This is a genomic window from Cupriavidus sp. HE11 (assembly GCF_056097175.1).
Genome location: NZ_CP184464.1, coordinates 1875511 through 1901306 on the forward strand (window position 1 = coordinate 1875511; position 25796 = coordinate 1901306).

Consider the following 25796-nt stretch of genomic DNA (forward strand, 5'->3'; position numbering starts at 1 on the left):
GCATTGACGGGGATTCCCCTGCCGCGAAACACTGCGCGATCGTATTTCGACGATTTTTCGCATGTCCGCTGCAGCGCCCTCTTCCTCCCCGTCCGCCCCCCATTCCACCCCCGACATCGCGCGCCGCCTGGTGGCCGAAGCACTGGGTACGGCCCTGCTGGTGGCTATCGTCGTTGGCTCCGGCATCCGCGCGGAACGGCTGGCTGCAGGCGATACCGCCCTGGCCCTGCTTTGCAACGCCCTGGCTACCGGGGCCGGGCTGGTGGCGCTGCTGGTATCACTGGGGCCGGTGTCGGGCGGACACTTCAATCCGGTGGTCAGCCTGTCGAGCCTGATCCAGGGCCGGCTGTCGCCGCGCGAAGCGGCCGGCTATGTGCTGGTGCAGCTGACAGGTGCCGTGCTGGGCGTGATGGCCGCGCATGCGATGTTCGGCCTGCCAGCGCTGTCGATGTCGACGCAGGCGCGCACGGGGGCGCCGATGTGGTGGAGCGAATGCCTGGCATCGTTCGGCCTGATCGGCCTTGCCATTGCCACCGGCCGCTCGCGGCCCGGGCTGGTCCCGTTTGTCGTGGCGGGCTACATCACGGCGGGCTACTGGTTCACGTCGTCGACATCCTTCGCAAACCCGGCCCTGACGTTGGCCTGCGCGCTGACAGATACGTTCACTGGTATTCGTATGATCGATATTCCAGCGTTTATTCTGGCTCAGATATTTGGTGCTATGAATGCGACGCTGTTATTCCACTGGCTTTGCCCGCCGTTGCCGACCGAGCTACGCGTGGTGTCCCGGGGCCGATGGAAAGGCCGTGCCAGGCTTACCAGCGCCGATTGAGCTGCACGCCGAAGATCGAGCCGCTGGTCTGCGTAGCCCAGGCGTCGGCCGGCGCCGCGAAGGTGATGCCGTCCACGTCGTTGGCGCGGCTATAGGTATAGAACGCACGCAGGTTGGCGTTGCCGGTGGCCTTGCCCAGCGTCATCGTGGGCGCCACCGTGAATGCGGTGCGCTGGCCACCGACGCCAAACCCCGATGAAATCTGGTCGTGCGCCACTTCGAAGGTCAGCTTGAACTGGTCGTTGGCGACAAAGGCCGGCCGCACGCGCGTGGCGGCCCATTGCAGCGTGCCGACGCCGGAACGATCGAGCTGCAGGCTCGATTCCACCGAACCGGCCAGGCCAGACCGGCCCTTCCACTCCATCGATTCCGAAACGCGTACCCGCGACAGTGCGTTGCCCATGCCCGAATAGCCGGTCATGGCCGTGCGCGAACCCTGCCCGTACTGGAAGCCAAGCCGGTTGGTACCGTACAGCACGCCCTTCTGCTCATGCATGGCCGATGCCCACCACGCGCTGCCGGTGTCCTCGATTTGCGACAGCGGCTCTACCCGCGTGAAACCGACGCGGACCGAACCCTTGTCGTTTGTGTCGATCGGTGCCGACAGCACCGAGTGATAGCTGGGAAGCTTGGCGCCATTTAGGTCGTTACGCGCGGTGTATTGATAACTCACACCGAATTCGCCCAGTTTGGCGTTGTCGATGCCGAAACGCATCGACGGCGAATTCGGCGGCAGCAGTCCGGACGACATCAGGAACGGATTGCTGTCGCGGCGCCCCGCCCAGACGCTGGCGCCGTCGAGCACGGTCAGTCCGGACAGGCCGCTGACCGAGGTATAGAAGTTTGGCACCAGCGCGTACGGGTCCACCGCTGCGGCATTGCCATTGATCGACGTGGCATTGGTGCCCTTGGCCTGGGCAACCAGCTGGACCTGCGCGCCACCGCCGATATCCGCCACGGATTCGCGGATCTTGACCTCGCCCGAGCTGGTGCACGCCAGACCCTGCCCGAACCCTGCCGATGGCGTACCGCCGCCCGGACACGCGCGCTGCGTGCCGGAGCGGTCTTCCACGGCGGCGCGGCCGCTATAGCCGAGCCGCCAGACCGAATCGCCCGCGAGATCGTCAGCCGGAAGTTGCGAACGCAGCACTGGCGGGGCGTCGGATGGCGTCTCGGGCGTGATGTCGGCGTCTTCCGGATTGCGTGCCGCTGCCTGCATGTCGTGCTGCGGCAGCGCCGGGAATTCGCCCAGCCGATGCGGAAACAGCACCACGGGCGGTGGCGGAGGGGGCGGCGGCGCCAGTGAATCGGGCGGCCCGACAAAGTCCGGATTCTCGTTGGCCGGGGCCTGGGCTACCGTGGCGCCGGCCTCGGCGGGACTGGACCCTTCGCTGCCGGCATTGGCCGACTGGATCAGGTCCGCCAGCGGATCGGCAGACGCAGCGGTGGGTACGGCAGCAACTGGCGCGGCAGCAGGTACGGCAGCAGGTACGGCGGTGGCCGTGGAGGCGGTGGAGGCGGTGGATGCCGTGACAGGCACGGCACCTGCGGCGACTGCGGACGTCACCTGCTGGGTCGTACTCTCCGCAATCATCGGCGGAGGTGCCACCGAAGTGCCCGTTTGTGCGCATGCGCTGAGCCCCCACGCGGCCAGGACGGCAAAGGTCAGGCGGCGGCGGGCGAATGGGCGGGAGGGAGGCAGTACGGATTGCAGCATGGACACAACTGGACCGGCGTGGACGAACTCCGGGTGGGAGGGCTCAGTTTTTAACAGGCGAACTTTTTGACAGCAAGCCGGGTTACAAAATCCCGCGATGCCGTCACAAAGCGTTGGAAATGCGTCGGGATTCCCACATTGCGGAAGATGCGATGCACCGCTCCGAAGCATGCCCCCGCGCCATGGCAAAACCGTTGCAGAAGTGCTGAATTCCTAGCGAAAACCCCCATCCGGCAGGGCGTCCGTGCTTAAAACGCCACCGCTATAATCGACCGACCTGTCTTCCGCGTAACACAATTATCGGGTGCAAGGCAGTCACGCATACATATCTATAAAAGAGGAGATGTCCATGGAACGTCGTTCCTTCCTGTTGAAGGCTTCGGCCGTAGCAGCCACGGGTGCGCTTGCCGCCTGTGGCAAGGAAGACAAGCCCGCAGCCCCCGCCGCATCGGCCAGCGCACCGGGTGCGCCCGCCGTCATCGGCAGCAATCCGGCGGTGGAATGGCGCCTGGCGTCGAGCTTCCCGAAGTCGCTGGACACCATCTACGGTGCGGCCGAACTGCTGAGCCAGCGCGTGAAGGAACTGACCGACGGCAAGTTCAACATCAAGGTGTTCGCCGCCGGTGAAATCGTGCCGGGCCTGCAGGTGCTGGACGCCGTGCAGAACCAGACCGTGCAGATCGGTCACACGGCCGGCTACTACTACTTCGGCAAGAACCCGACGTTGTGCTTCGATACGACGATTCCGTTCGGCCTGACCGCACGCCAGCAGAACGCCTGGATGATGCAGGGCAACGGCATGAAGCTGATGCGCGAGTTCTTCAAGGAATACAACGTCGTCAACTTCATGGGCGGCAACACGAATGCCCAGATGGGCGGCTGGTTCCGCAAGGAAATCAAGACCGTGGCCGACCTGCAGGGCCTGAAGTACCGCGTGGCCGGCTTTGCCGGCGTGGTGCTGTCGCGCCTGGGCGTGGTGCCGCAGCAGATTGCCGGTGGTGACATCTACCCGGCGCTGGAAAAGGGCACGATCGACGCTGCCGAATGGGTGGGCCCGTACGACGACGAGAAGCTCGGCTTCTACAAGGTGGCGCCGTACTACTACTACCCGGGCTGGTGGGAAGGCAGCGCGCAGCTGTCGTTCTACGCATCGCAACCCGAGTACGACAAGCTGCCGGCGCTCTACAAGCGTGCGCTGGAGACGGCCACCATCGAGGCGCATACCAACATGATGGCCAAGTACGATACCGTGAACCCGCAGGCGCTGGCCCGCCTGCTCGAAAACGGCGTGAAGCTGCGTCCGTTCTCGAAGGAGATCATGGAAGCCTGCTTCAAGGCCACGCAGGAAGCGTACGCCGACGAAAGCGCCAAGAATCCGTCGTTCAAGAAGATCTTCGACGACTGGCGCGTCTTCCGCAACAACGAGGCCGCCTGGTTCAACGTGGCCGAGCAGGCATTCGCGCAATTCAGCTACGCGCGCAAGCTGTAAGCGGAGCCGTTCTGGCCACTAGGCCATTCCGGTTACTCGAAAAGCCCGGCTTCGGCCGGGTTTTTTCATGGCGCCACGCACCGGTCCACACCCCGGTAGAATCCGCCCCACAACCGGACTTCTACCCGGAATATTCCCATGCAACTTGGCATTTTCTACGCCCTGCTGGCGTACATCATCTGGGGCCTGCTGCCCCTCTACATCAAGTCCCTGCACGGCGTGGCGCCGCTGGAAATCCTGCTGCACCGCATGGTGTGGTCGCTGGTATTCCTGGGCGCAATACTGCTGTGGCGCCGGCACTTCGGCTGGCTGCGCGAAGTGGCGGCCAATCCGCGCCTGATCCTGAACTTTGCGGCCAGTGCCGGCCTGCTGTGCTGCAACTGGTTCCTCTATATCTGGGCGGTGTCGGCCGACCGCGTCGTGGATGCCAGCCTTGGGTACTTCATCAACCCGCTGTTCAGCGTGCTGCTGGGCGTACTGCTGCTGCACGAGCGGCTGCGTCCGGTGCAGTGGCTGTCGATCGCCATTGCGGCCGCTGGCGTGCTCTGGCTGACATGGTCGGCGGGACAACTGCCGTGGATTGCGTTGGGACTGGCGGCGTCGTTTGGTGGCTATGGCCTGCTGCGCAAGACCGGTGCGCTCGGCGCGCTGGAAGGTCTGTCGCTGGAAACGTTGATCCTGTTTCCGCTGGCAGCGGCGGCCCTGGGTTTCCTGGTACTGACCGGGCACGACACCACGCGCAGCGCAGCCACGGGTACGCAGATCCTGCTGCTGCTGGCCGGCCCGGTCACGGCGGTGCCGCTGCTGTTCTTTGCCGCTGGCGCCCGCCGCATTCCGCTGTCGCTGCTTGGCCTGTTGCAGTACGCGGGGCCGACGATCCAGCTGGGCCTGGGCATCTGGCTCTATCACGAGCCATTTCCGGCACAGAAGCAGATTGGCTATGCGCTGATCTGGATCTCGCTGGCGATCTACGCGACCGAGGGTCTGCTGGTCAGCCGGTTCACCAGCAAACGATCCATCGATACAAAAAATGAGGCCGCATAAAAATAGGCAGTAATCATCCGTCATGCGAATAGTTGAGGCGGCCAACCCCTATTTCGGAAACAAGGTCGCCCCACTATACTGTACGTTTATACAGTATTGATTCCCTTTCCTCAGCCATGCCCCCGAACGCCTCCCGGCGCATTGCCCATCTCGATATGGACGCGTTCTACGCTTCGGTGGAACTGTTGCGCTATCCGGACCTGCGCGGGCAGCCGGTGGTGATCGGCGGCGGCCGTAATGCGGTGCCCGAGGTGCTGCCAGACGGATCGCGCCGCTATGCGCGCCTGCGCGACTATGTGGGCCGGGGTGTGGTCACCACATCCACCTACGAGGCCCGTGCCCTGGGCGTGTTTTCGGCCATGGGCATGATGAAGGCGGCGAAGCTGGCACCCGACGCGATTCTGCTGCCCACGGACTTCGACGCCTACCGTCGCTACTCCGGACTGTTCAAGGCAGCGGTCAGAACATTCACCGGACAAATAGAAGATCGCGGTATCGATGAGATATATATCGATCTGAGTGATATAGAAGGCGAGCCGCACGAGGTAGCCGGCTGTATCAAGGCCGCCGTTCACGAAGCCACGGGTTTGACATGCTCGATCTGCGTGGCACCGAACAAGCTGCTGGCCAAGATCGGCTCCGAGCTCGACAAGCCCAACGGGCTGACCATCCTGACGCCTGCCGATATCCCCACGCGCGTCTGGCCGCTGGCCGCGCGCAAGGTCAACGGCATCGGGCCCAAGGCGGCCGAGAAGCTGCAGGCCATCGGCATCGACACGGTGGGAGACCTGGCCGAAGCCGATCTCGCGCTGCTGCAGGCCCATTTCGGCCGCAACTACGCAGGCTGGCTGGTGGAAGTGGCCCATGGCCGCGACGATCGCCAGGTGGTGGTCAGTTCCGAGCCCAAGTCGATGAGCCGCGAAACCACGTTCGAACGTGACCTGCATCCCCGTACCGACCGCCCCATGCTGTCGGAACAGTTCACCAGGCTGTGCATGCGGGTGGCCGACGACCTGCGGCGCAAGGGATACGTGGGGCGCACTGTGGGCATCAAACTGCGCTTTGACGATTTCCATACCGTCACGCGCGACCTGACGATGACAGCCCACACTGCCGATGGCGCGATGATCCGGCGCGGTGCCACCGAGTGCCTGAAGCGCATTCCGCTGGAGCGGCGCATCCGGCTGCTGGGCGTGCGCGTCAGCGCCCTGCTGCCGGCCGCCGAGCAGGGCGACGATCCGGCCCCGGTGCAGGAAGAATTCCGCTTCGACGACGAGGCGGAGGGCTGAGCCCGCCAAAAGCCCCCACGTCATACGGCCCTATCTATCTCCCGGTAGAATCGGCGGCTTCGACGGGCGTAGACCGAGAGCGCCCTGCTCCACCTCCGCCCCAAGCGCGCCCCATGAGCACATCCGCCGTCACCGCCCAACCTACCGCTGCCCCTGCCGCCTGGATCACGCCCTTGCTGGCCGTGGCCTGCGGCATGATCGTTGCCAACCTGTACTACGCGCAGCCGCTGGTCGGGCCGATTGCACGCGCGCTGCAGCTGTCGCCGGAAATCGCCGGCCTGATCGTCACGCTGATCCAGATCGGCTACTGTGTCGGCCTGCTGCTGCTGGTGCCGCTGGGCGATATCGTCGAGAACCGCAAGCTTGTGCTGACGCTGGTGGGCGGCTGCGCGATGGCCCTGCTGGCGGCGGCGCTGGCTACGCATGCCGGCGTGTTCCTGGTGGCAGGTTGCGCGATCGGGCTGTGCTCGGTGGCGGTGCAGGTGCTGGTGCCGTTTGCGGCGCATCTGGCGCCCGAACATGCGCGCGGCAGAGCGGTCGGCAATGTCACCAGCGGACTGCTGATGGGCATCATGCTTGCGCGTCCGGTATCGAGCCTGGTGTCGGACCTGTTCGGCTGGCACGCGATCTTTGCCGCGTCGGCCGTGGCGATGGTGCTGCTTGGCATCGTGCTGGCGCGCAAGCTGCCGCAGCGCCAGCCTGCGCCAGGCGTCAACTACATCCAGATGCTTGGCTCGATGCGCCATCTGCTGCGTACCCAGCCGGTGCTGCGCCGCCGCGCCGCCTACCAGGCCGCCATGTTCGGCGTGTTCAGCCTGTTCTGGACCACCACGCCGCTGTACCTGGCCGGGCCAGCCTTCCACATGTCGCAAACCGGCATCGCCATCTTCGCGCTGGTGGGTGTGGCCGGGGCGATTGCCGCGCCCATGGCGGGCCGCTACGCCGACCGTGGCCACAGCCGGCAAATGACCGCGCTGGCGCTTGCGCTGGGCGCGGCATCGTTCCTGCTGAGCCGGGTGGGCACCGAGGGCTCGCTGCTGTCGTTGCTGTCGCTGACGGTGGCCGCCGTGCTGCTCGACTTCGCTGTGTCGACCAACCTGGTGATCGGCCAGCGCGCCATCTTCTCGCTGTCCGACGAACATCGCAGCCGCCTGAATGGTCTCTACATGGCCATCTTCTTCGTGGGCGGCGCCATCGGCTCGTCGGTGGGTGCCTGGGCCTATGCGCGCGCCGGCTGGCCGCTGGCAAGCTGGATCGGCTTCGCCCTGCCCGCCATCGCGCTGCTGTACTTCCGTACGGAACGTCGTTGATCGGCTAATTCTGCCGGCCTGGTCAGGCCGCAAAGATTGAAGTTTCAGCTACGATGCCACCGCGCGGCGCAACGCGGCGCGCGCCAGCAGGCGCGTGGAGTCGAGCGTCGGCAATGACGAATTGCCATCGTCGATGATCAGTGGAATCTCGGTGCAGCCCAGCACCACTGCGTCGCAACCACTGTCCCGCAGGCCGTCGATCACGCGCTGGAACGTGGCTATCCCTTCCGGCGTGGCGATGCCAGGTACCAACTGGTTCATGATCACGTGGTCGATCACCGCGCGGTCTTCCACGGGAGGCCGCACTGCCACCAGCCCGCGTGTGGCCAGCGCCGCCGGATAGACCTCGCTGTCCACCAGCCATCGCGTGCCGGTGATGCCCAGCCGACGGAAGCCGCGTTCCAGGGCGGCGTCGGCCACTACGTCGGCGATGGAAAGCCATGGCAGCGGCGACGTTGGCTGCACCAGGCCCAGCGCCGCGTGGATCGTGTTGTCGGGGCAGATCACGAAATCGGCGCCGGCTGCCGCCAGCTTGTACGCCGAGCGCAGCATCAGGTTCGCCACGCCCTGGAGGTCGCCACGATCGAGGCATGCCACATAGGCGGAAAGCGACGGCGTATGCATCGTAATTTCCGGATGTCCGTGCGCGCCGAGGTGGCCGGCGCCTTCCATGCAGATCGTGCGATAGCACAGTGCCGCCCCTTCGGCGGAACAGGCCGCGATGCCGATGTGCTGTGGCATGAGAACGCTCCTTGATGATTGGCAGGCTTTCATGATGGCACGCGCCACGCGGCTGCACTACACTGAGCCGGCGCGCCACACCGTGGCGTGTCCCGCCGTCGATGTTGCAGGCGAAAGTCGCCGTTTCACTACCCGCCCCTGGGCGGGCCTTGCCGGGGAGACGTTCGATGTCATGGCGCAAACTGCTGCCGCGGCCGCGCTGGCTACCGCGTGCGGCGCTGATGCACCCGCAGCGCGTGGTGATCGTCGGCTTCGGCCTGGCGATGCTGCTGATGCTTATCGTCGGCGCGCGCGACCTGTACCTGTTGCGCGAACGCGTGCTGTCATCGCGCCAGCACGACCTGACATTGCGTGCACTGGGGGGCGAAGCGGTATTCGCCGCCGAACGCTCCAAGCTCGTCTTCGTGCGCGACTACGCGCAGCAATTGATCACCCTCTACGCCAGTGGCGTGGCGCCGGCCGATCCGGCCGTGGAGCGCGCCTTTGCCCAGCGCAATGACCCCGTCTGGCAAATGGAGGTGCCGCTTGGCGATGCGCCGGTGATCGGTGCAGCGCCAGCGCTGCTCGACGACCTTGAAGGTTTCGATCGCCGCGACGCCGATCTGCGCGCCGACCTCTACGCGGCGCGGCAACTGAGCCATGTGCTCGGCCTGAGCCTGCGCCTGCGCGATGGCAAGGACGCCGATGGCACGGTGAGCTATATCTCCAGCAACGGGCTTTACGTCACCTATCCCCCGCTCCCGCCGGACAAGGCGCCGGCACTCTTCAAGCGATTCAGCGACATCTCGTATTACCGCGACGTGCTGCCCGAGCGCGACAGCTCCCGCGAGATTCGCTGGACGCGCGTGTACACGCAGTTCGAAAGCACGCAGCTGCGCACGACGCTGAGCATTCCGGTCTACGTGGCCGACCGCTTTCGTGGCGTGGTTGCCGTCGACGTGGAACTGTGGCGCCTGCGCGATCTGATCGGCGTGCCTGACGACGCCGGCACCACGCGGTACCTGATCGACTATCGCGGCGGCATCATCGCGTCGAGCCAGCACAACGTCCGCATCGATATGCACTGGCCTGATGATGTGGGCACGGCCTGGCGCCGGGTTCCGGTGCAGGAGCTGTTCGGCGCAGGCGCCGGCATCCGTCACGTGGATGGCCAGTACCTGATCTATCAGCCAGTGGGGCAGCGCGGCACCTGGCTGCTGGTGGAGACCTTCAGCGATGCCGATGTGTGGCGCGCAGTCCTGCAACGCACCAGCGCCCCGCTGTTGTCGATCTGGCTGGCCCTGCCGCTTCTGATGTTTGTGACGCTGCGGGTGGTGACGCTGCTGTTCCGGCATTACGTGGAGGCCGGCGAGACGCTGCAGCGGCTCGCCGAGACCGACCCGCTCACCGGGCTGGCGAATCGCCGGCACTTCGGCGAGGCGTTCGGCAGGGAATCGGCGCGGCGACGGCGCGAGTCGGGGTCAGGCGGTGGGAACGGCGACGCAGCCATTGGCGACGCCAATGCCGCCCCGGTCGACGCCTCTTCAAGCGGGCCCTTTTCGATGCTGATGCTCGACATCGACTACTTCAAGCGCGTCAACGACCGCTGGGGCCATGCCAGTGGCGACGACGTGCTGGTGGCGCTGGCCGGTGTGCTACGCCGGAACCTGCGCGAGGCAGACTTGCCCGCGCGGCTGGGCGGCGAGGAATTCGCGGTGCTGCTGCCGCAGACCACGCTGGCCGATGCCGTGGCAACGGCCGAACGGCTGCGTGCCGCCGTGCAGGACACGCCTGTGGCACCGGCACCCGATGCGCCGCCGCCTGGCGAGGGCGACGGACACATTCACTTCACTGTATCGATTGGCGTCGCAGAAGCCGTGAGCGACGATTGCCAGACACTCGATGCCATGTTGGCGATGGCCGACCGCCGTCTATATGCCGCCAAGCAAGCGGGCCGTAACCAGGTGTGCGCGGCTGATGCGCCGGCCGGCAATACAGTGGCGCAAACTGTCCAGGGATAACGCAGTTCATGGACGTCTCCTCCGACGACGCGGTCAGCGCAACAGGAATGCGATGTCGTCGGCCGTGATGACCGACACCGGAATGCCCTTGCGACGCTGGAACAGGATGTGCTGCTGCACGCGGCTGCGCTGCTCGGCGAACGTGGCGGGCTCGATCGGCGTGCCGGCACGCGCGTAGTGTTGCACCAGCAGCTTGTAGGCGCGATGCCGGATCTGCAGCGTCTCGTTGTCGGCGCGCAGGCGCTGCCATTCGGCAGGGCTCAGGTCCAGTGTGTGATTGAGTTCGTCGACGGTACGCGCATGCAGGTCGCGATACATGTCGCGCTCGGCCTCGGCGCGATGCAGTTCGTCACGCAGCGCCATGATCTTGTGTTGCAGCTTGAGCGTCTGCCCCACGGCAGCCTGCATGCCCTTGGCTGCTTCCAGCGCCTGGTTGGCGGCGGCAACCGTGCTTTTCCACAGGCCGCGGTCGGCCCCCGCGTCGAGTTCCGGCGGCCAGCCGTCGGCCGCCTTGATCGTTGTATCCATGATTGACCCCTGAGACTTCTTTTTTGTCACTTCACCCGAAAACCGAAAAAAACCGGATATCCCGAATCGGCCAGCGCCTCGTTGTGCGCGGGTCCATGTCATCTGTTCTTCATTGTTTCTGGCTGCCGTGACGCGATTGCTGCGCGAGGCAGTCAGTGCGGCAGGCAACTGAGACAAATCGTAGTGAGATGTCCGACCTGAGCCAAGTCAAAGATGTGCAGATCTGATCTGGCGGATGCAACGATGCCAAAAAACGACAGGCGCCGCGCCTCGTCTCGACATAAGGCAACGCAGACAAAGCAGACAACACCACGTAAACCCCGAGCTTCAAGCAGACGTTTTGACAGGGTTTTGACAGTTTCACGCTTCTAGAATTCAGGCCATGGCTACTGCTCTGTCTTCAAGGGACAGCAGTCAATCGCCAGACACTTAAAAGCACAACCAACATTCCAATAAGACAGGAGACACGCGATGCCTCGCACGCTTGCCCGCTTTACCCATGTCTTCGCCGCATCGGCCGCGCTGGCTGCTGCCGTGGTGGCCGCTCCGGCCTATGCCGTCGACAACCTCAAGGTGATGATCGGCGCCAACCCCGGCGGCGGCTACGACCAGACCGGCCGCTCGATCGGCGCGGCCATGGTGGCAGCTGGTACGGCCAAGTCGGCTTCGTATGACAACAAGGGCGGCGCGGGCGGCACCATCGGCCTGACGCAGTTTGTGAACAGCGACAAGGGCAACCCGAACGCGCTGGTTGTCACGGGCGCCGTGATGGTTGGTGCCATCGAGACCAACCACCCGCCGGTGACGCTCAAGAACGCCACGCCGATCGCGCGCCTGTTCGCCGATACGATGGTGATCACGGTGCCGGCCAGCTCGCCGATCAAGTCCATGAAGGACCTGACCACGCAGCTCAAGGCCAATCCGGGCAGCGTCAGCTGGGGCGGCGGCTCGAAAGGTTCGATCGACCACATCCTGGCCGGCCTGATCGCCAAGGATATCGGCGTCGATCCGAAGAAGATCAACTATGTGCCGTTCCAGGGCGGTGGCGAGGCCTCGGCGTCGATCCTGGGTGGTCACGTGACCGTGGGCATTGCCGGCGTGTCGGAATTCCTGCCGTTCATCAAGACGGGCAAGATGCGCGCCCTGGCCGTGACGTCGAAGGATCGCACCGCCGATATCCCGACCCTGAAGGAACAGGGCGTGAACGTCGAGATCTACAACTGGCGCGGTGTGTACGGCGCGCCCGGCATCAACGCCGACCAGCGCAAGGCCCTGATCGACGCCGTGGTGAAGGGCACCGAGAACCAGGTCTGGAAGGACGCGCTGCAGAAGAACGACTGGACGCCGTTCCTGCTGACCGGCGACGAGTTCGGCAAGTTCGTGGAAGCCGAATCCACGCGCCTGGGCGCCACGCTGCGTGAACTGGGCGTAGCCAAGTAAGACGCCCCAGGGACCGGGCGCAGGCCACGCCGTATATCGGCCATGCAGCGCCGGTCCCGCCTTTCGGCAGCCGGTGGTAATCGCCGCCGATGCAGTCAAAGAATGAGTAGAAGTACGAGAACGTAGTACGAGACAGCAGTACGGGAAGTCGTAACCCAAGTCGCGGAAGTTTGCTTCACCCTGTCGTTCCCGCCCGGCTGCCGATCCATGATTGGCACGCACGGAGGACGGCGCGGGGCCCCGGTGCCGCCATCACCTGCGCAACACCGAAAACCAGACCAATAACGTCACCGGGCCCCGTGACCGCGCGGGTGGCAGGACCATCCGAGAGCCCCACCATGAAACCATCCCACGTATCGATCGGCGTCGCCATCCTGGCGTTGTCCGTGTTCTTCTTCGCCGGCATACCGGGCATTTCTGGCGACGAGGGCTATGCCGGCCTGTCGCCGCGCTTCGTGCCCACGCTGGTGGCCATCGGCCTGGCCGTCTGCGGTGCGCTGCTGCTGTGGCAGGGCGTGCGCGGCGGCTTCAGGAACATGCCCGAGGAAGATGCCGAGCTGCCTTCGGCACCGCACAATTTCAAGGGCTTCCTGTGGGTGGCCGCCGGACTGGTGGCCAACATGGCGCTGATCGGCACGTTGGGCTTCGTGTTCTCGTCCACGCTGATGATGGTGTGCGTGGCGCGCGGCTATGGCAGCCGCCGCATCGTGCGCGATACGCTGATCGGCCTGCTGCTGACGCTGCCGATGTGGGCGCTGTTCGATTTCCTGCTCGGCATCAACCTGCCGCTGCTGCCCGTCGCGGGCTTCTGATCCACGCCCTACGGGAGACACTGACATGGATACCCTGAACCAGTTGATGCACGGCTTTGCCGTCGCCATCACGCCGCTGAACCTGATGTGGGCCCTGGTGGGCTGCTTCCTGGGCACCGCCATCGGCGTGCTGCCCGGTATCGGCCCGGCCCTTACCGTGGCGATGCTGCTGCCGCTGACGGCCAAGGTGGAACCCACCGCCGCACTGATCATGTTCGCCGGCATCTACTACGGCGCCATGTACGGCGGCTCGACCACGTCGATCCTGATGAATACGCCGGGCGAATCGTCGACGATGGTTACCGCGATGGAAGGCAACCTGATGGCCAAGAATGGCCGTGCGGGCCCCGCGCTGGCAACCGCCGCGATCGGCTCGTTCGTGGCCGGTACGATCGCCACGGTGCTGCTGTCGATGTTCGCGCCGGTGGCGGCCGATGTCGCGCTGCAGTTCGGGCCGGGCGAGTACTTCATGATCATGCTGCTGGCCTTCACCACGGTGTCGGCCGTGCTGGGTTCGTCGCTGCTGCGCGGCATGACGAGCCTGTTCCTGGGCCTGGGCATCGGCCTGATCGGCATGGATTCGCTGTCGGGCCAGACGCGCTATTCGATGGACATCCAGGAGCTGTACGACGGCGTGGACATCGTCGTGGTGGCCGTGGGCCTGTTCGCGGTGGGCGAGGCGCTGTTCAACGCGTTCTTCCCGCAGCCGGAGGGTTCGTTCAACAAGCTCAGTTCGGTGCACATGAACAAGTCCGACTGGAAGCGGTCCGTGCCGGCGTGGATCCGTGGCACGGTCATCGGCTTCCCGTTCGGCCTGATCCCGGCGGGCGGCGCCGAGATCCCGACGTTCCTGTCATATGCCACCGAGAAAAAGTTCTCGAACCACAAGGAAGAATTCGGCAAGGTGGGTGCCATCGAAGGCGTGGCCGGCCCCGAAGCCGCCAACAACGCGGCCGTGACCGCCACGCTGGCCCCGCTGCTGACGCTGGGCATCCCGACGTCGAACACCACGGCCATCCTGCTGGCGGCGTTCCAGAACTACAACCTGCAGCCGGGCCCGATGCTGTTCCAGACCTCGGGCGACCTGGTGTGGGGCCTGCTCGCGTCGCTGTACATCGGCAACGTGATGCTGCTGGTGCTGAACCTGCCGGCCATCGGCCTGTGGGTGCGCATGCTGCGCGTGCCCACCCCGCTGCTGTACGGCGGCATCCTGATCTTCGCCGGCCTGGGAGCGTACGGCATCCGCCAGTCGTGGTTCGACCTGCTGCTGCTGTTCGTGATCGGCCTGCTGGGCATGGCGATGCGCCGCTTCGACTTCCCGACCGCGCCGGTGATCGTCGGCCTGATCCTGGGGCCGATGGCCGAGAAGCAGCTGCGCAATGCGCTGTCGATCGGTCAAGGCGACTGGAGCCTGTTCATCAAGCAGCCGATCTCGGCCACGATCCTGGCCATGACGGTGGCCGTGGTGGTGGTGCCGCGCGTGCTGCGCTGGCACGCCGGCCGCTCGACGGCACGCGCCGAGGCGGACAACGCGGCATAAGGCTGCAGCGGCTTCTCCCCTCTCCCACTTCATGGGCGAGGGGAGCCACATCTCCCGGCCCCCTGTATCATTGGCGCAAACAACATGCCGCGCGCCGAGGAGACCGGGACGTGCCTGCCATTTTTACCATCGCGGATATCGATGCCACGCTCGAACGCGTGCTGGCGCCCTGGGTGCGCCAGCTTGGCCTGCGGGCCGAGGCCGCGGATGCCACGGGCGTGACGCTGCGCCTGCCCTTCCAGGAAGCGTTTCGCCATGCAGGCGGCGTGGTCTGCGGACAGGTGCTGATGTCGGCTGCCGATACCGCGATGATCGTCGCCATCTCCGCCGTCCTGGGCGAATTCCGGCCGATGACCACGGTCACGCTGACCACCAACTTCATGCGCCCCGTGATCGACGGCGATGTACTGGTGCGCGCCAATGTGCTGCGCCTGGGCAAGACCGTGGTCTTCGGCGAGATCGAACTGACCGGCCAGGACGGCAAGCTCGCGGTGCAGGCCACCACTACCTACGCGCTGCTTTGAAATCCGTGACCACGATGCCGGCTTCCCATCCCCAGCCGTTCGACCAGATCGTCTTTGCCGGCGGCGGCAACCGCTGCTGGTGGCAGGCCGGATGGTGGGACACCGTGGCGCCCGAACTGCACCTGCGGCCGCGCATCATCGCCGGTATCTCGGCAGGCGCCGCCACGGCGTGCATGGTCTACGCGCACGATTCGCACCAGACCATGGCCTACTACCGCGAGGTGCTGGCCAACAATTCGCGCAATGCGTACTGGGGCAACCTGCTGCGGCGCGAGCGCGTGTTTCCGCACTACGGCATCTATCGAAACGCCCTGCTCTCGCTGTTTGGCGACAACCGCCTGCACCGGTTGCAGCAGGCGCCCGAGATTCGCATCGGCGTGGCCCATATCCCGCTCTGGACCGGCCCGCGCCTGGCGGTGGCCGCGGGCTTGCTGGCGTACAACATCGACAAGCACCTGCTGAAGACGCTGCATCCGCGGCTGGGCCGCAAGCTGGGCTTCCATCCCGAATTCGTGCTGGCGCAGGACTGCGGATCGCCCGAGGATCTGGCCGATCTGCTATTGCAATCGGCGTCGACGCCGCCCTTTACGCCGGTGCTGCGCCGCAATGGCCACGCGGTGCTCGATGGCGGCCTGGTCGACAACGTGCCGGTCGATGCGCTCGATGCCACGCCGGGCAATGTCCTGGTGCTGGTGACGCGGCTGTATCCGCGTCCGCGCCGCTTCATTATCGAAACGGGCGGCCAGCGCCGCCTGTATCTGCAACCGTCACAACGCGTGCCGATTTCGAGCTGGGACTACACCAAGCCCGAAGCCATGACGCATGCGTATGACCTGGGCCGGCGCGACGCGGAGCAATTCCTGCGCGACTGGCCCGCGATCCAGCAGGACCTGTTGCCGGCGTCATAGCAAAAAGCGCCACGTGGCGCCGGTCGATTGTTTGGCATGCGGCGATGTTGCCGCGCAGGCAAGGAGGATTGAATGACAAAGCGTCAGGCATCAACCGAAACCGCAACCCAGGCAAGGACCGTGAAGACACGGCGGCGCGCCAGCGAGGCCAGCGCCGAACCCGTTGTCGAGCGCGTGCCGCGCAAACGTGATGTGCGGCCCAAGGCGCGCGAAGCCGACTTCGTGGTGATTGGCGCGGGCTCCGGGGGCGTGGCTGCCGCGCGCCGTGCCGCAACGCACGGGGCCCGCGTGATCCTGGTGGAGCGTGATGCGGTTGGCGGCACCTGTGTCAATCGCGGCTGCGTGCCAAAGAAAATGCTGTCGTATGGCGCGGGATGGGCGTCGATCCTTTCCACATGCCTGTCGCACACGGGTGGCAAGGAAGACTGGCGCGATGCCATCGTGCGCGTGAATGCCGAGGTGGCACGGCTCAACGCATCGTACAAGCAGCGGCTCAACGAGGCTGGCGTGGAGGTCTGGCACGGCGAGGCGCATTTCAACGAGCGCGGCGATGTCGTCGTCGGCAATGAAGTCATTCGCGCCGGCAAGACGCTGATCGCCACGGGCGCCAGCCCGATCGACCTGCCGGTACCCGGCGGCGAACTGGTCAGTTCTTCGGACGACGTGTTCACGTGGCAGACCCTGCCTGCTTCGATTGTCGTGATCGGCGGTGGCTATATCGCCGTGGAGATGGCATCGATCCTGTCACGTTATGGCGTGAAGGTGGATCTGCTGGTGCGCGAAGACCGGCTGCTGCCGAAATTCGACCACGATATCGCCGGCGCGCTTGCACAAGCGCTGATTGCCAAGGGCATACGCATACATTTCCGCGCAGAGGTCACAATGGTGTCGCAGTCGAACGGAGCGTTCGATGTTTGTTACATGCAGGAAGACAATCGCGGCCGTACGCAGACTGTGCGTACGCAGGCGGTGCTGGCGGCAATCGGCCGCAAGCCGAATGTCGATGGACTGGGTCTTGATGAACTTGGCGTAAAGCGCGACGACAAGGGTGGCATCAAGGTGGACAGGCAGTTCCGCAGCAACGTGCGATCGATCCACGCCATCGGCGATTGCATGGCCGACAACGTACACCTGACGCCGGTAGCCATTGCGCAAGGCCGCTGGCTGGCCGACCGGCTATTCGGCAGGCGCGGGGACATGGCCGACTTCGAGTTCCTGCCCACGGCCGTGTTCTGCGAGCCCGCGATTGGCGCGGTGGGACTGACCGAGTCTCAGGCCGTCGAGGAAGCCGGCGGCAAGGCCGACCGCATTCGCACCGAGATCAAACGCTTTGTCTCGCTGGAAAGCCGCTTCGGCGGCGTGCCGCAGCAGTCGGTGTTCAAACTCGTGTTCAACGCGCGCAGTGGCCGCGTGCTGGGCGTACACCTGATGGATGGAGCGGCACCGGAAATCGTCCAGACAATGGCCCTGGCGCTACGGCTCGGTGCGAAGGCATCGCACCTGAAGACGACCATGCCGTTGCATCCGACGGTAGCCGAGGAGTTGTTCGGCTAGCCAACAGACACTAGGCCAGGTGGGCGTAGTGGGCGACCCAGCGCCAGACAGATGCCGCAGGGCATCGCCGCCCACACGCCCAGGCCGGGGTTGTTCCGGGGGCCATTGCCGCAGCTTTTGGGGGGAGATGATCGGCGGAAGGCGCGCATGCCGAAAACCGGCGCCAGAAAGCAAAAACGGACGCCGAAGCGTCCGTTTTCTTGAATCTGGTGGCCTGGGACGGAATCGAACCGCCGACACAAGGATTTTCAATCCTCTGCTCTACCGACTGAGCTACCGGGCCAAAGAAGCGAAACTATAACTGGGGGGCTGGCCCTCGTCAAGCGTTTTCTGCGCCACTGCTTACTGTTCGGTCGGTTCCGGTTTGTTGCGGCCCAGTTCCACGCCCAGCTGCTTGAGCTTGCGATACAGGTGGGTACGCTCCAGGCCGGTCTTTTCCGCCACGCGGGTCATGCTGCCATGCTCGCGCACCAGGTGGTACTCGAAATACGCGCGTTCGAACAGGTCGCGCGCCTCGCGCAGCGGCATGTCGAACGAGAACTGCATTTCGCCCTCGGGTACGCCGCGCGACGGATTGCCATTGGTGGCCGCCTCGGCAGGTGCCTCCGCCGGAGCAACAGTCGCGGTGGCCGCTTCGGGTGTGCCTGCGGCGGTCAGCGGTGCGGCCGCGGCGGGCGCGGTGCGTGGGCGCTCGATGCCGCGGGCCAGGCCGGCTTCCACGGCAGACAGCAGCTTCTGCAGCGCGATGGGCTTTTCAAGGAAATTCAGCGCGCCGATCTTCGTGGCTTCCACGGCCGTATCGATCGTGGCGTGCCCCGACATCATGATGACGGGCATCGTCAGATAGCCCTGCGCGGACCATTCCTTGAGCAGCGTTACGCCATCGGTATCCGGCATCCAGATATCGAGCAGCACCAGGTCAGGTGTGGCGTTCGCACGGAAATCACGCGCCTTCTGCGCGTTTTCCGCAAGTTCGACCACATGTCCTTCGTCACTGAGAATTTCCGAGAGCAGTTCCCGGATTCCCATTTCGTCATCGACTACGAGGATGGTTGCCATACTTCCCCTCTTAACCCCACCGCAGCGCTAACCGGAGGCGCCGGCGCGCAAGATTTAAGCCAGTTTAACGAACAGGATCGAGATCTGGGCTCCCGTGATCTCGGTACCGTTCATGCGATTGCGCAATTCAATGCGCGCGCCATGTTCGTCAATGATCTTCTTCACCATCGCAAGCCCGAGACCCGTACCCTTGGCTTTCGTGGTCACATACGGTTCGAACGCACGACTCAGGATGCGTGGCGCGAATCCAGGACCATTGTCCGTAATGGACAACTTGACGGCTTGCCGATCTTCGCCGGCGGAATCTTTGTATTCTACAGTCTCGGTGTGCAGAGTGATATGGGGCGCCGCCCTACCGGCCGCCACGTTGTCTGCCGCCGCATCCTGCGCATTCTGCAGGAGGTTGTGGATCACCTGACGCAACTGCGTCGGATCGCCCTTTATTTCAGGCAGATCCGCGCCCAGCGCCGCATGAATCACCGGATGTTCATGCACGGAGGGATCGTCGATGCCGTACAGATGCAGGACTTCGGCCGCCAGGGCGTTCAGCGCCAGTGACTGCATTACCGCCGGCGGCGTACGTGCATAGTCGCGGAAGTCGTCCACCATGCGTTTCATTGCCGCTACCTGGTTAACGATCGTAGTGGCCCCGCGCTTTAGCACTTCGGCGTCGGCATGTTCCAGCTTGGGCGACAACTTCATCTGCAGGCGCTCGGCCGAAAGCTGGATCGGCGTCAGCGGATTCTTGATTTCGTGCGCCAGCCGACGCGCGACCTCGCCCCACGCCACCGAGCGCTGGGCCGAGATCACGTCGGAAATATCGTCGAACACCACCACGTAGCCGGGCTCGTCGCGGTTGCCGCCCGGCAGGTGTGCACCACGCACCAGCAAGGTGAGCGGCTGCTCTTCGTCGCCCTGGGGCAGTTCGATCTGCTTCTGCCAGTGCTGCGAGCCGCCCAGCACCTCGCGCGTGGTCTGCTCGGAGAATGCCTGGCGCACGATTTCGGCAAAGTCGCCCATGCCCGGAATCTGCTCCACGGGCTGGCCCAGCACACCCGCGAACGGCTGACGGAAGATGCGTTCGGCGCCGGGATTGGCCGTGATCAGCGTGAAGCGGCGGTCGAACACCAGCACGCCGGCGGTCAGATTCTGCAGCACGCTTTCCAGATACGCCTTCGATTGCTCCAGCGCCACGCGGTTGTCTTCCACCGCGATGCGCGCTTCGGACAGCTGGCGCGTCATCTGGTTGAACTGCTGCGTCAGCTGGCCCAGTTCGTCGCGGCTCTTCAGTTCGCGCTTGGGCGAGAGGTCGCCCTCGGCCACTTCCTTCGTGCCCTGCAGCAGCATCAGCAGCGGCCGGGCCAGCTGGCCGCCCAGCAACAGCGCGAGCATCACGGCGATGAACACCGCCAGGAACAGCGTCAGCGTCAGCGTGCCGATGTACATCTTGCGCAGGCCCGTGCGTCCGAGCGCCTTTTCCTGGTACTCCTGGTAGGCACGCTGCACTTCGTCGGCATTGCGCGCCAGCACTGCCGGCACGGGGTGCAGCACCTGCAGGTAGCGTTCCTCGCGCACGGTGTCGCCGACCAGCCCGAAACCGGTGGCCGGGGCATCCTCGGGGCGACGCTCGATGGATAGCCCCGATCCGGCCCAGCGGCTGCCCGGCGGCGCCAGCCGCGTGCGGGCCCGTGCTGCTGCTGCGGCGGCCGCCGCGCTGGCGCTGACTGGCGCCTGTGCCATGTCGTCGGCCGTGGTCTGGGTGGGCGCCGGGCCCAGCGGAATGATGACGCGGATCCGGTACAGATGGCTGCTGTCGAGATTGACCGGCGCCTTGTCGCTGCCGCTGGGATCGGAGCCGCCTTCCACGGCCGCATATCCACCCGCCATGCGGGCCTGCTCGGCGAGCACGCCCGAAGGAATATCGGGTACCAGCGTGGCGTAGCTGCTCGACGCCGTGGCCAGCACGCGCCCGCTGCCGGTGAAGATCGCCGCTTCCTGAATGCCGTACTGCTCGCGCAGCCGGTTCAGCTGCAGCGACGTGGCCATGCTCGACGCGCCCGTGAGCTGGTCGGCCATGAGCCGCGCCTTGCCCTGCAGGTCGGCCAGCTGGCTGTCGATGGTGGAGCGGCCCAGGTTCAGCCCCGCCTCCAGCGCATTCTCCACGCGCACGTCGAACCACGATTCGATGCTGCGCGAGACGAACTGTAGCGACACCAGGTAGATCAGCACGCCAGGCAGAACACCCACCACACCGAAGAACACGGCCAGCTTGCTCATCAGCCGCGTACCAAACTTGCCTCGCCGGTATCGCACCCACAGCGTGAACGCGAGCGCGCCTACGGTCAAAACCAGCAACACCCCGACTACGAGGTTGATCTTGAACAGCAGCGTGAAGTAGCGATCGAAGAATTCGGTATTGGCCGATGCCCCGGCCAGCAGGCCCACCAGCACCAGCGCAAGGAAGACGATGATGCCAACCACCACGCGGTAGAGCACGCGGCGGAAACGGCTATCCCACGGATTGCCGTTCATGGCTGGCTGGCCGGCTGGACCAGTTGGTTGGGCGACAGCACGTTCGACACGGTTTGCGCGAACGGTGCGCGCAACTCTGCGGAGGGCGCCGATGCGGCGGACGGCGCGGACCCCGGCATGGCCGGTGGCGCGGGCGGTGCCACCGGTGGTGGCGGGGGCGGAGGCGGCGGCGGTGCGTCCAGGTTGGTCGGCACCGTGTAGTTGAACCGCTTCCACTCCGAAGACAGGTTCCATTCGCGCGTGTTCACCGCGTTGATCTGGAACGGCTTGGGCAATTGCGACAGATCCAGCCGCATGCGCGTCTCGGCGTGATACGTCTCGCCGGCCTTCACATCCCGGCGTTCGAACACGCGCCAGCCCCGCACCTGCTGGATGAACTGCAGCGCGCTCTTGAGCCGGTTGAACGGTAGTTGCAGGCCGCCGGTCGACACGCGATATTGCCGCGTCAGCGGCTGGTACGACAGGCGCACCGATCGCGCGGTGTTGACGGGCTTTTCGTCGAACCAGTACCAGCGCGAGCGCGACAGCTGGAAGTCGACAACGAAATAGAGCGAGATGCCCTTGTGCAGGGCGTCCTCGAGCGCGGGCGGCAGATCGAAGTCGAACGATGCGCCCAGCTCGAAGCCGCCGTCCTGGTAGTCGATGCGCGCTTCGGTGGTTTCAATCAGCTGTGCGCCAGCATGGGGCACGTACACCAGCAGCGCCAGCAGCAGCAACGAGGTTGCGTACCATGTGCGCAGGATGCCGGCCAGCGGTGCTGCCGGCCATTCGCGCACCGCGCAGCCGGGGGCACGTAGGACGAGCAGGCGCTGCAGGTTCGGCATTGGTGGAAATATCAGGCGCGTTTCTGGAAGCGGGCGTAGTAGAAGCCATCGTGATCCGATGGCAGGCTTGCCTTGCCGGCGGTCCCGCTGCCGGTTGTCTCAGGCGCCTTGATGCCGGGCAGCAGTTGCCCCGGCGCCTGCAATCGTATCGCATCTGGAAGCTGCGCACCAAACCAGAGCGCCTGCTCCTCGCCTTCCGTTGGGAAAATAGAACAGGTCACGTAGACCAGGATGCCACCCGGTTTCAGCAGCGGCCACAGCTGCGAAACGATGCGGCGCTGCTCGGTCATCAGCCTGGCTACGTCGGACTCGCGACGCAGCCAGCGGATATCGGGATGGCGTCGCACGATGCCCGACGCGGAACATGGCACATCGGCCAGGATGCGGTCGAACTGCTGGCCGTCCCACCAGTCCTTGGGGCGGCTTGCGTCGCCCACGATCACTTCGGCGCGTTGTCCCAGGCGGGCCAGGTTGTCGTGGATGCGCGCGGCGCGCTGCGCGTCGCTTTCCACGGCCGTCACGTGGATGTCGGCAAGCTCCAGCAGGTGGCCGGTCTTGCCGCCGGGCGCCGCGCAGGCGTCCAGCACGCGCATGCCGTCGGAAACTTCGCACAGCGGCGCGGCCAGTTGCGCGCCGGCGTCCTGCACGGATACGTCGCCTTCGGCAAAACCGGGAATCTGCGATACCGGAAAGGCCCGAGCCAGGCGCACGGCCTGGTCGCCCACCGCCGTACCTGCCAGGCCGGCGTTGGCCAGGTCCCGAAGATACTCCTGCACCGAAATGCGCTTCGGATTGACGCGCAATGTCATTGGCGGCCGTTCGTTGACACTCTCGGCCAGCGTCGTCCACTGGTCCGGGTAGGCCTTGCGCAGTTGCGCGAGCCACCAGGACGGCAGGTTCCAGCGCGCCTCCTCGTCCTGCATGATCTTCGGCATCAGTGCCTTGCGCTCGCGCAGGAACCGGCGCAGGACGGCATTCACCAGGCCGCGCGCGTGCGCGGTCTTGGGCTCGGAGGCCGCCGCGCTGACGGCCTGGTCCACCACGGTGAATTCGGAATAGCCGCCGCGCCCCACCTTGCTGCCATCGCCTTCCTCGCCCTCGATCAGCAGGGCCAGCGCCACGGCCAGCAGGGAATCGACCAGTGCGCCTGGCGGCCGCGTCACCAACTGCGTGACCAGGGCGCGCGTGGTGCCGAACAGGCGGACCGAGCGATAGGCCAGGTCCTGGATGGCGCCGCGCGTGGCGGCGTCGCGCACGCGGTCCAGCCGCAGGTGGGTGGCAACGTCTTCGATGGCCTGCGGCAGGGCCGTGCCTTCATGCACGCCGCGAACAGCCGCGGCGGCACCGAGCATCTGGAAGGCAAGGGATTCGTGAGGCAGGCGCATACGGAAAAATCAGACAGGCAACGTGGAAAAGAGTGACGCAATGGGCGTCGGGACGTGGCGGATACGAGAATGCCCGCCGGTCCCATGGGGACACAGCGGGCAGTTTACCTGTTGTCGGGGCCTGGCCGGTCAAACTGGCCAAATCCCGTGGCGGGCGCGGGCATCAGGCCGGATAGCTGCCCGTCTGCGCCATGTGCATCAGCCGCGAGATGCGCTCCTCGGTGGCAGGGTGCGTCGAGAACAGGTTGGCGATGCCGCCACCCGACAGCGGGTTCATGATCATCATCTGCGCGGTGGCTGGATGTTCCTCGGCCGCCTGGAACGGAATGCCCTGCGCAAAGCGATGGATCTTGTCCAGCGCGCTGGCCAGTGCCTGCGGGTCGCCGCTGATCTCGGCGCCGCCCCGGTCGGCTTCGAATTCGCGCGCACGCGAGATCGCCATCTGGATCAGCGATGCGGCCAGCGGGGCCAGGATGGCCACGGCGATCGCGGCGATCGGGTTGGTACGGTTGCCGTTCTCGTCGCGGCCGCCGAAGAACATCGCCATGTTGGCCAGGGCCGAAATCGCACCGGCCATGGTGGCGGCGATGGTCGACGTCAGGATGTCGCGGTGCTTCACGTGCGCCAGCTCGTGCGCCATCACGCCGCGCAGCTCGCGGTCTGACAGCACACGCAGGATGCCGGTGGTGGCGGCCACGGCCGCGTGCTCGGGATTGCGGCCCGTGGCAAAGGCGTTCGGGGCGTCCTCGTTGATCAGGTACACGCGCGGCATCGGCAGGCCGGCACGCTGGGACAGCTCCTGCACCATGTTGTAGAACTGCGGCGCGGTGCTGGCATCCACTTCCTGCGCGTTGTACATCCGCAGGACCATCTTGTCCGAGAACCAGTAGGAGAAGAAGTTCATGCCCAGCGCGATCAGCAGCGCGAACATCATGCCGCTTCGGCCACCGATCATGCCGCCGATGACGATGAACAGCGCCGTGATGGCGGCCATCAGCATGAAGGTCTTGACCCAGTTGAACATGGTTTGGTCTCCAGAGAGATCGATCAGGGCGCGTACCCGCCCCTGCGGGTCGCGATGTTCGTTAGATAGGGTCAGGACCGCAGGAATTCAATGCGGATAGCAGGGTTTTACGATGTCGAATGACGCAAACGCCACTCTCGTCGCTCACCCGCGACTTACGCCGCCGTATCGCCGACCACGCACCGCGTGCCCGGCGGCAGCGGCGTGCCCTGCAGGAACTGCTGCGCCGGCTGGCGGCGGCCGCCAGGCTTCTGCAATTCGGTCACCTGCAGCGCGCTACCGTCGCCACAGGCGATGATCACGCCGGCGGCGTCCGATGCCAGCACGGTGCCCGGCGGATGGGGAAGGCTCGTGGCGGCCGCCAGCGGCAGGGCCTGCCAGCACTTGATGACGGTGTCGCCCACCTGGATCGTGGCCCCCGGGAACGGGTTGAAGGCACGTACCTGGCTTGCCAGCGCGGCGGCCGGACGGGTCAGGTCGAGCGGCGCTTCGTCCTTGGCGATCTTCTCGGCATAGGTGATGCCGGCTTCGGGCTGGGGCGTGCCCGGTAGCGGCTTGCCGGCGGCCAGCTGGCGCAGGGCATCGACGATCATGCGGCCGCCCAGTGCGGCCAGCGTGTCGTGCAGGCTGCCGGTGCTGTCCAGTGGCCCGATTGCTACCGATTCGCGCGACAGCATTGCGCCCGTATCGAGCCCTTCGTCCATCTGCATCAGCGTGATGCCCGTTTCGGCGTCGCCGGCCTCGATGGCGCGATGAATCGGTGCCGCGCCGCGCCAGCGCGGCAGCAGCGAGGCATGGATGTTCAGGCACCCATGGCGCGGCAGATCGAGAACCTCGGCCGGCAGGATCAGGCCGTAGGCGGCCACCACCATGACATCGGGAGCGATTTGCGCCAGCGTGTCCACGGCGGCGCCGGCTTCCTCGGGATACTTGCCATGGCGGCGCAACGAGCGCGGTTGCAGCACGGGGCCCAGCCCGGTGTCCACGGCGAACTGCTTGACCGGGCTGGCCTGCAGCTGCATGCCGCGGCCCGCAGGCCGGTCAGGCTGGGTCAGGACGGCTACCACCGGAAAACCGGCGGCGTGGATGGCCTCAAGGGCAACGCGCGCAAATTCGGGAGTACCGGCAAACGCGACGCGCAGTGGCTGGGCTTGAGTCATGACAGAAATCCGCGGGTAGAAACGACACCGGCCGCATAGCGGCCGGTACGTGATGTGTCTTCAGAAGTTGTAACGATAGCAGAC

General features: G+C 65.6%; 21 protein-coding genes and 1 tRNA gene. 12 read left to right on the top strand and 10 right to left on the bottom strand.

Annotated elements, in window-relative coordinates:
• Positions 1–61: 61 nt before the first annotated feature.
• A complete protein-coding gene (locus tag ACOABP_RS08735) occupies positions 62–832 on the top strand; it encodes an aquaporin (RefSeq protein WP_474224515.1) in 771 nt (256 codons plus the stop codon).
• Here ACOABP_RS08735 and ACOABP_RS08740 read toward each other — a convergent pair.
• Complete coding sequence (locus tag ACOABP_RS08740; RefSeq protein WP_474224516.1) at positions 816–2549, bottom strand: carbohydrate porin; 1734 nt, start codon at positions 2547–2549, stop codon at positions 816–818. The two genes, ACOABP_RS08735 and ACOABP_RS08740, sit on opposite strands and share 17 nt — an antisense overlap.
• Before the next feature lie 349 nt (positions 2550–2898).
• Between ACOABP_RS08740 and ACOABP_RS08745 the strand changes: the two genes are divergently transcribed.
• From ACOABP_RS08745 to ACOABP_RS08760, 4 genes are all read left to right on the top strand, one after another.
• On the top strand, positions 2899–4038 hold the full coding sequence (locus tag ACOABP_RS08745; protein WP_066737803.1) for a TRAP transporter substrate-binding protein: 1140 nt from the start codon (positions 2899–2901) through the stop codon (positions 4036–4038).
• 138 nt (positions 4039–4176) lie between these two features.
• Positions 4177–5082, top strand: coding sequence for an EamA family transporter RarD (gene rarD / locus ACOABP_RS08750; protein WP_474224518.1), 906 nt, complete (start codon positions 4177–4179; stop codon positions 5080–5082).
• A 116-nt stretch (positions 5083–5198) separates the two neighbouring features.
• A complete protein-coding gene (gene dinB, locus ACOABP_RS08755; RefSeq protein ID WP_474224520.1) occupies positions 5199–6371 on the top strand; it encodes a DNA polymerase IV in 1173 nt (390 codons plus the stop codon).
• A gap of 113 nt (positions 6372–6484) precedes the next feature.
• Positions 6485–7681, top strand: a complete 1197-nt coding sequence (locus ACOABP_RS08760) for an MFS transporter (protein ID WP_474224521.1) — start codon at positions 6485–6487, stop codon at positions 7679–7681.
• A gap of 48 nt (positions 7682–7729) precedes the next feature.
• Here the strand turns inward: ACOABP_RS08760 and ACOABP_RS08765 are convergent, their stop codons facing one another.
• Positions 7730–8422, bottom strand: coding sequence for an aspartate/glutamate racemase family protein (locus tag ACOABP_RS08765; RefSeq protein ID WP_474224522.1), 693 nt, complete (start codon positions 8420–8422; stop codon positions 7730–7732).
• Positions 8423–8589: 167 nt separating this feature from the next.
• Here ACOABP_RS08765 and ACOABP_RS08770 point away from each other — a divergent pair, with 167 nt between their 5' ends.
• Entirely contained in the window at positions 8590–10422 is a 1833-nt protein-coding gene (locus ACOABP_RS08770; RefSeq protein ID WP_474224524.1) for a diguanylate cyclase, read from the top strand.
• Between the two features lie 33 nt (positions 10423–10455).
• On the opposite strand, the gene ACOABP_RS08775 is transcribed toward ACOABP_RS08770, so the two are convergent.
• Positions 10456–10950, bottom strand: a complete 495-nt coding sequence (locus ACOABP_RS08775; protein WP_474224525.1) for a hypothetical protein — start codon at positions 10948–10950, stop codon at positions 10456–10458.
• Between the two features lie 471 nt (positions 10951–11421).
• Here ACOABP_RS08775 and ACOABP_RS08780 point away from each other — a divergent pair, with 471 nt between their 5' ends.
• The 6 genes from ACOABP_RS08780 (at position 11422) to ACOABP_RS08805 (ending at position 17728) form a co-directional block, all read left to right on the top strand.
• A complete protein-coding gene (locus ACOABP_RS08780; protein ID WP_474224526.1) occupies positions 11422–12390 on the top strand; it encodes a Bug family tripartite tricarboxylate transporter substrate binding protein in 969 nt (322 codons plus the stop codon).
• A gap of 338 nt (positions 12391–12728) precedes the next feature.
• Positions 12729–13202, top strand: a complete 474-nt coding sequence (locus tag ACOABP_RS08785; protein ID WP_474224527.1) for a tripartite tricarboxylate transporter TctB family protein — start codon at positions 12729–12731, stop codon at positions 13200–13202.
• A gap of 25 nt (positions 13203–13227) precedes the next feature.
• On the top strand, positions 13228–14742 hold the full coding sequence (locus ACOABP_RS08790; protein WP_474224528.1) for a tripartite tricarboxylate transporter permease: 1515 nt from the start codon (positions 13228–13230) through the stop codon (positions 14740–14742).
• A 110-nt stretch (positions 14743–14852) separates the two neighbouring features.
• Positions 14853–15266, top strand: a complete 414-nt coding sequence (locus ACOABP_RS08795; RefSeq protein WP_474224529.1) for a PaaI family thioesterase — start codon at positions 14853–14855, stop codon at positions 15264–15266.
• Positions 15267–15280: 14 nt separating this feature from the next.
• Positions 15281–16174 (top strand): patatin-like phospholipase family protein, encoded by an 894-nt coding sequence (locus tag ACOABP_RS08800; protein ID WP_474224530.1) that lies wholly within the window; start codon positions 15281–15283, stop codon positions 16172–16174.
• Between the two features lie 72 nt (positions 16175–16246).
• Positions 16247–17728 (top strand): dihydrolipoyl dehydrogenase family protein, encoded by a 1482-nt coding sequence (locus tag ACOABP_RS08805; RefSeq protein WP_474224531.1) that lies wholly within the window; start codon positions 16247–16249, stop codon positions 17726–17728.
• A gap of 207 nt (positions 17729–17935) precedes the next feature.
• Here ACOABP_RS08805 and ACOABP_RS08810 read toward each other — a convergent pair.
• The 7 genes from ACOABP_RS08810 to fmt form a co-directional block, all read right to left on the bottom strand.
• Positions 17936–18011 (bottom strand) — tRNA-Phe (locus ACOABP_RS08810).
• Positions 18012–18070: 59 nt separating this feature from the next.
• The gene (locus ACOABP_RS08815; protein WP_474224533.1) at positions 18071–18787 is read right to left on the bottom strand and encodes a response regulator; all 717 of its coding nucleotides are present in this window, start codon (positions 18785–18787) and stop codon (positions 18071–18073) included.
• A gap of 54 nt (positions 18788–18841) precedes the next feature.
• Positions 18842–21319, bottom strand: a complete 2478-nt coding sequence (locus ACOABP_RS08820) for an ATP-binding protein (protein WP_474224535.1) — start codon at positions 21317–21319, stop codon at positions 18842–18844.
• Complete coding sequence (locus ACOABP_RS08825) at positions 21316–22143, bottom strand: DUF4390 domain-containing protein (protein ID WP_474224536.1); 828 nt, start codon at positions 22141–22143, stop codon at positions 21316–21318. The genes ACOABP_RS08820 and ACOABP_RS08825 overlap by 4 nt, the downstream gene beginning before the upstream one ends.
• Positions 22144–22154: 11 nt before the next feature.
• Positions 22155–23528, bottom strand: a complete 1374-nt coding sequence (gene rsmB / locus ACOABP_RS08830) for a 16S rRNA (cytosine(967)-C(5))-methyltransferase RsmB (RefSeq protein WP_474224537.1) — start codon at positions 23526–23528, stop codon at positions 22155–22157.
• Positions 23529–23691: 163 nt separating this feature from the next.
• Positions 23692–24552 carry a zinc metalloprotease HtpX gene (htpX, locus tag ACOABP_RS08835; protein WP_066734467.1) on the bottom strand — a complete coding sequence of 287 codons (861 nt, stop codon included), beginning with the start codon at positions 24550–24552 and terminating at the stop codon, positions 23692–23694.
• Positions 24553–24707: 155 nt separating this feature from the next.
• Complete coding sequence (gene fmt / locus ACOABP_RS08840) at positions 24708–25712, bottom strand: methionyl-tRNA formyltransferase (protein WP_474224538.1); 1005 nt, start codon at positions 25710–25712, stop codon at positions 24708–24710.
• Between the last annotated feature and the right edge of the window lie 84 nt (positions 25713–25796).

Coding starts and splice junctions, on each gene's coding strand:
- ACOABP_RS08785 (WP_474224527.1), top strand. CDS start 12,729: ATGAAACCATCCCACGTATCGATCGGCGTCGCCATCCTGGCGTTGTCC.
- ACOABP_RS08745 (WP_066737803.1), top strand. CDS start 2,899: ATGGAACGTCGTTCCTTCCTGTTGAAGGCTTCGGCCGTAGCAGCCACG.
- htpX (WP_066734467.1), bottom strand. CDS start 24,552: ATGTTCAACTGGGTCAAGACCTTCATGCTGATGGCCGCCATCACGGCG.
- ACOABP_RS08780 (WP_474224526.1), top strand. CDS start 11,422: ATGCCTCGCACGCTTGCCCGCTTTACCCATGTCTTCGCCGCATCGGCC.
- ACOABP_RS08770 (WP_474224524.1), top strand. CDS start 8,590: ATGTCATGGCGCAAACTGCTGCCGCGGCCGCGCTGGCTACCGCGTGCG.
- ACOABP_RS08760 (WP_474224521.1), top strand. CDS start 6,485: ATGAGCACATCCGCCGTCACCGCCCAACCTACCGCTGCCCCTGCCGCC.
- ACOABP_RS08735 (WP_474224515.1), top strand. CDS start 62: ATGTCCGCTGCAGCGCCCTCTTCCTCCCCGTCCGCCCCCCATTCCACC.
- ACOABP_RS08775 (WP_474224525.1), bottom strand. CDS start 10,950: ATGGATACAACGATCAAGGCGGCCGACGGCTGGCCGCCGGAACTCGAC.
- ACOABP_RS08740 (WP_474224516.1), bottom strand. CDS start 2,549: ATGCTGCAATCCGTACTGCCTCCCTCCCGCCCATTCGCCCGCCGCCGC.
- ACOABP_RS08800 (WP_474224530.1), top strand. CDS start 15,281: ATGCCGGCTTCCCATCCCCAGCCGTTCGACCAGATCGTCTTTGCCGGC.
- ACOABP_RS08790 (WP_474224528.1), top strand. CDS start 13,228: ATGGATACCCTGAACCAGTTGATGCACGGCTTTGCCGTCGCCATCACG.
- ACOABP_RS08805 (WP_474224531.1), top strand. CDS start 16,247: ATGACAAAGCGTCAGGCATCAACCGAAACCGCAACCCAGGCAAGGACC.
- rsmB (WP_474224537.1), bottom strand. CDS start 23,528: ATGCGCCTGCCTCACGAATCCCTTGCCTTCCAGATGCTCGGTGCCGCC.
- ACOABP_RS08820 (WP_474224535.1), bottom strand. CDS start 21,319: ATGAACGGCAATCCGTGGGATAGCCGTTTCCGCCGCGTGCTCTACCGC.
- ACOABP_RS08765 (WP_474224522.1), bottom strand. CDS start 8,422: ATGCCACAGCACATCGGCATCGCGGCCTGTTCCGCCGAAGGGGCGGCA.
- ACOABP_RS08825 (WP_474224536.1), bottom strand. CDS start 22,143: ATGCCGAACCTGCAGCGCCTGCTCGTCCTACGTGCCCCCGGCTGCGCG.
- ACOABP_RS08815 (WP_474224533.1), bottom strand. CDS start 18,787: ATGGCAACCATCCTCGTAGTCGATGACGAAATGGGAATCCGGGAACTG.
- fmt (WP_474224538.1), bottom strand. CDS start 25,712: ATGACTCAAGCCCAGCCACTGCGCGTCGCGTTTGCCGGTACTCCCGAA.
- dinB (WP_474224520.1), top strand. CDS start 5,199: ATGCCCCCGAACGCCTCCCGGCGCATTGCCCATCTCGATATGGACGCG.
- rarD (WP_474224518.1), top strand. CDS start 4,177: ATGCAACTTGGCATTTTCTACGCCCTGCTGGCGTACATCATCTGGGGC.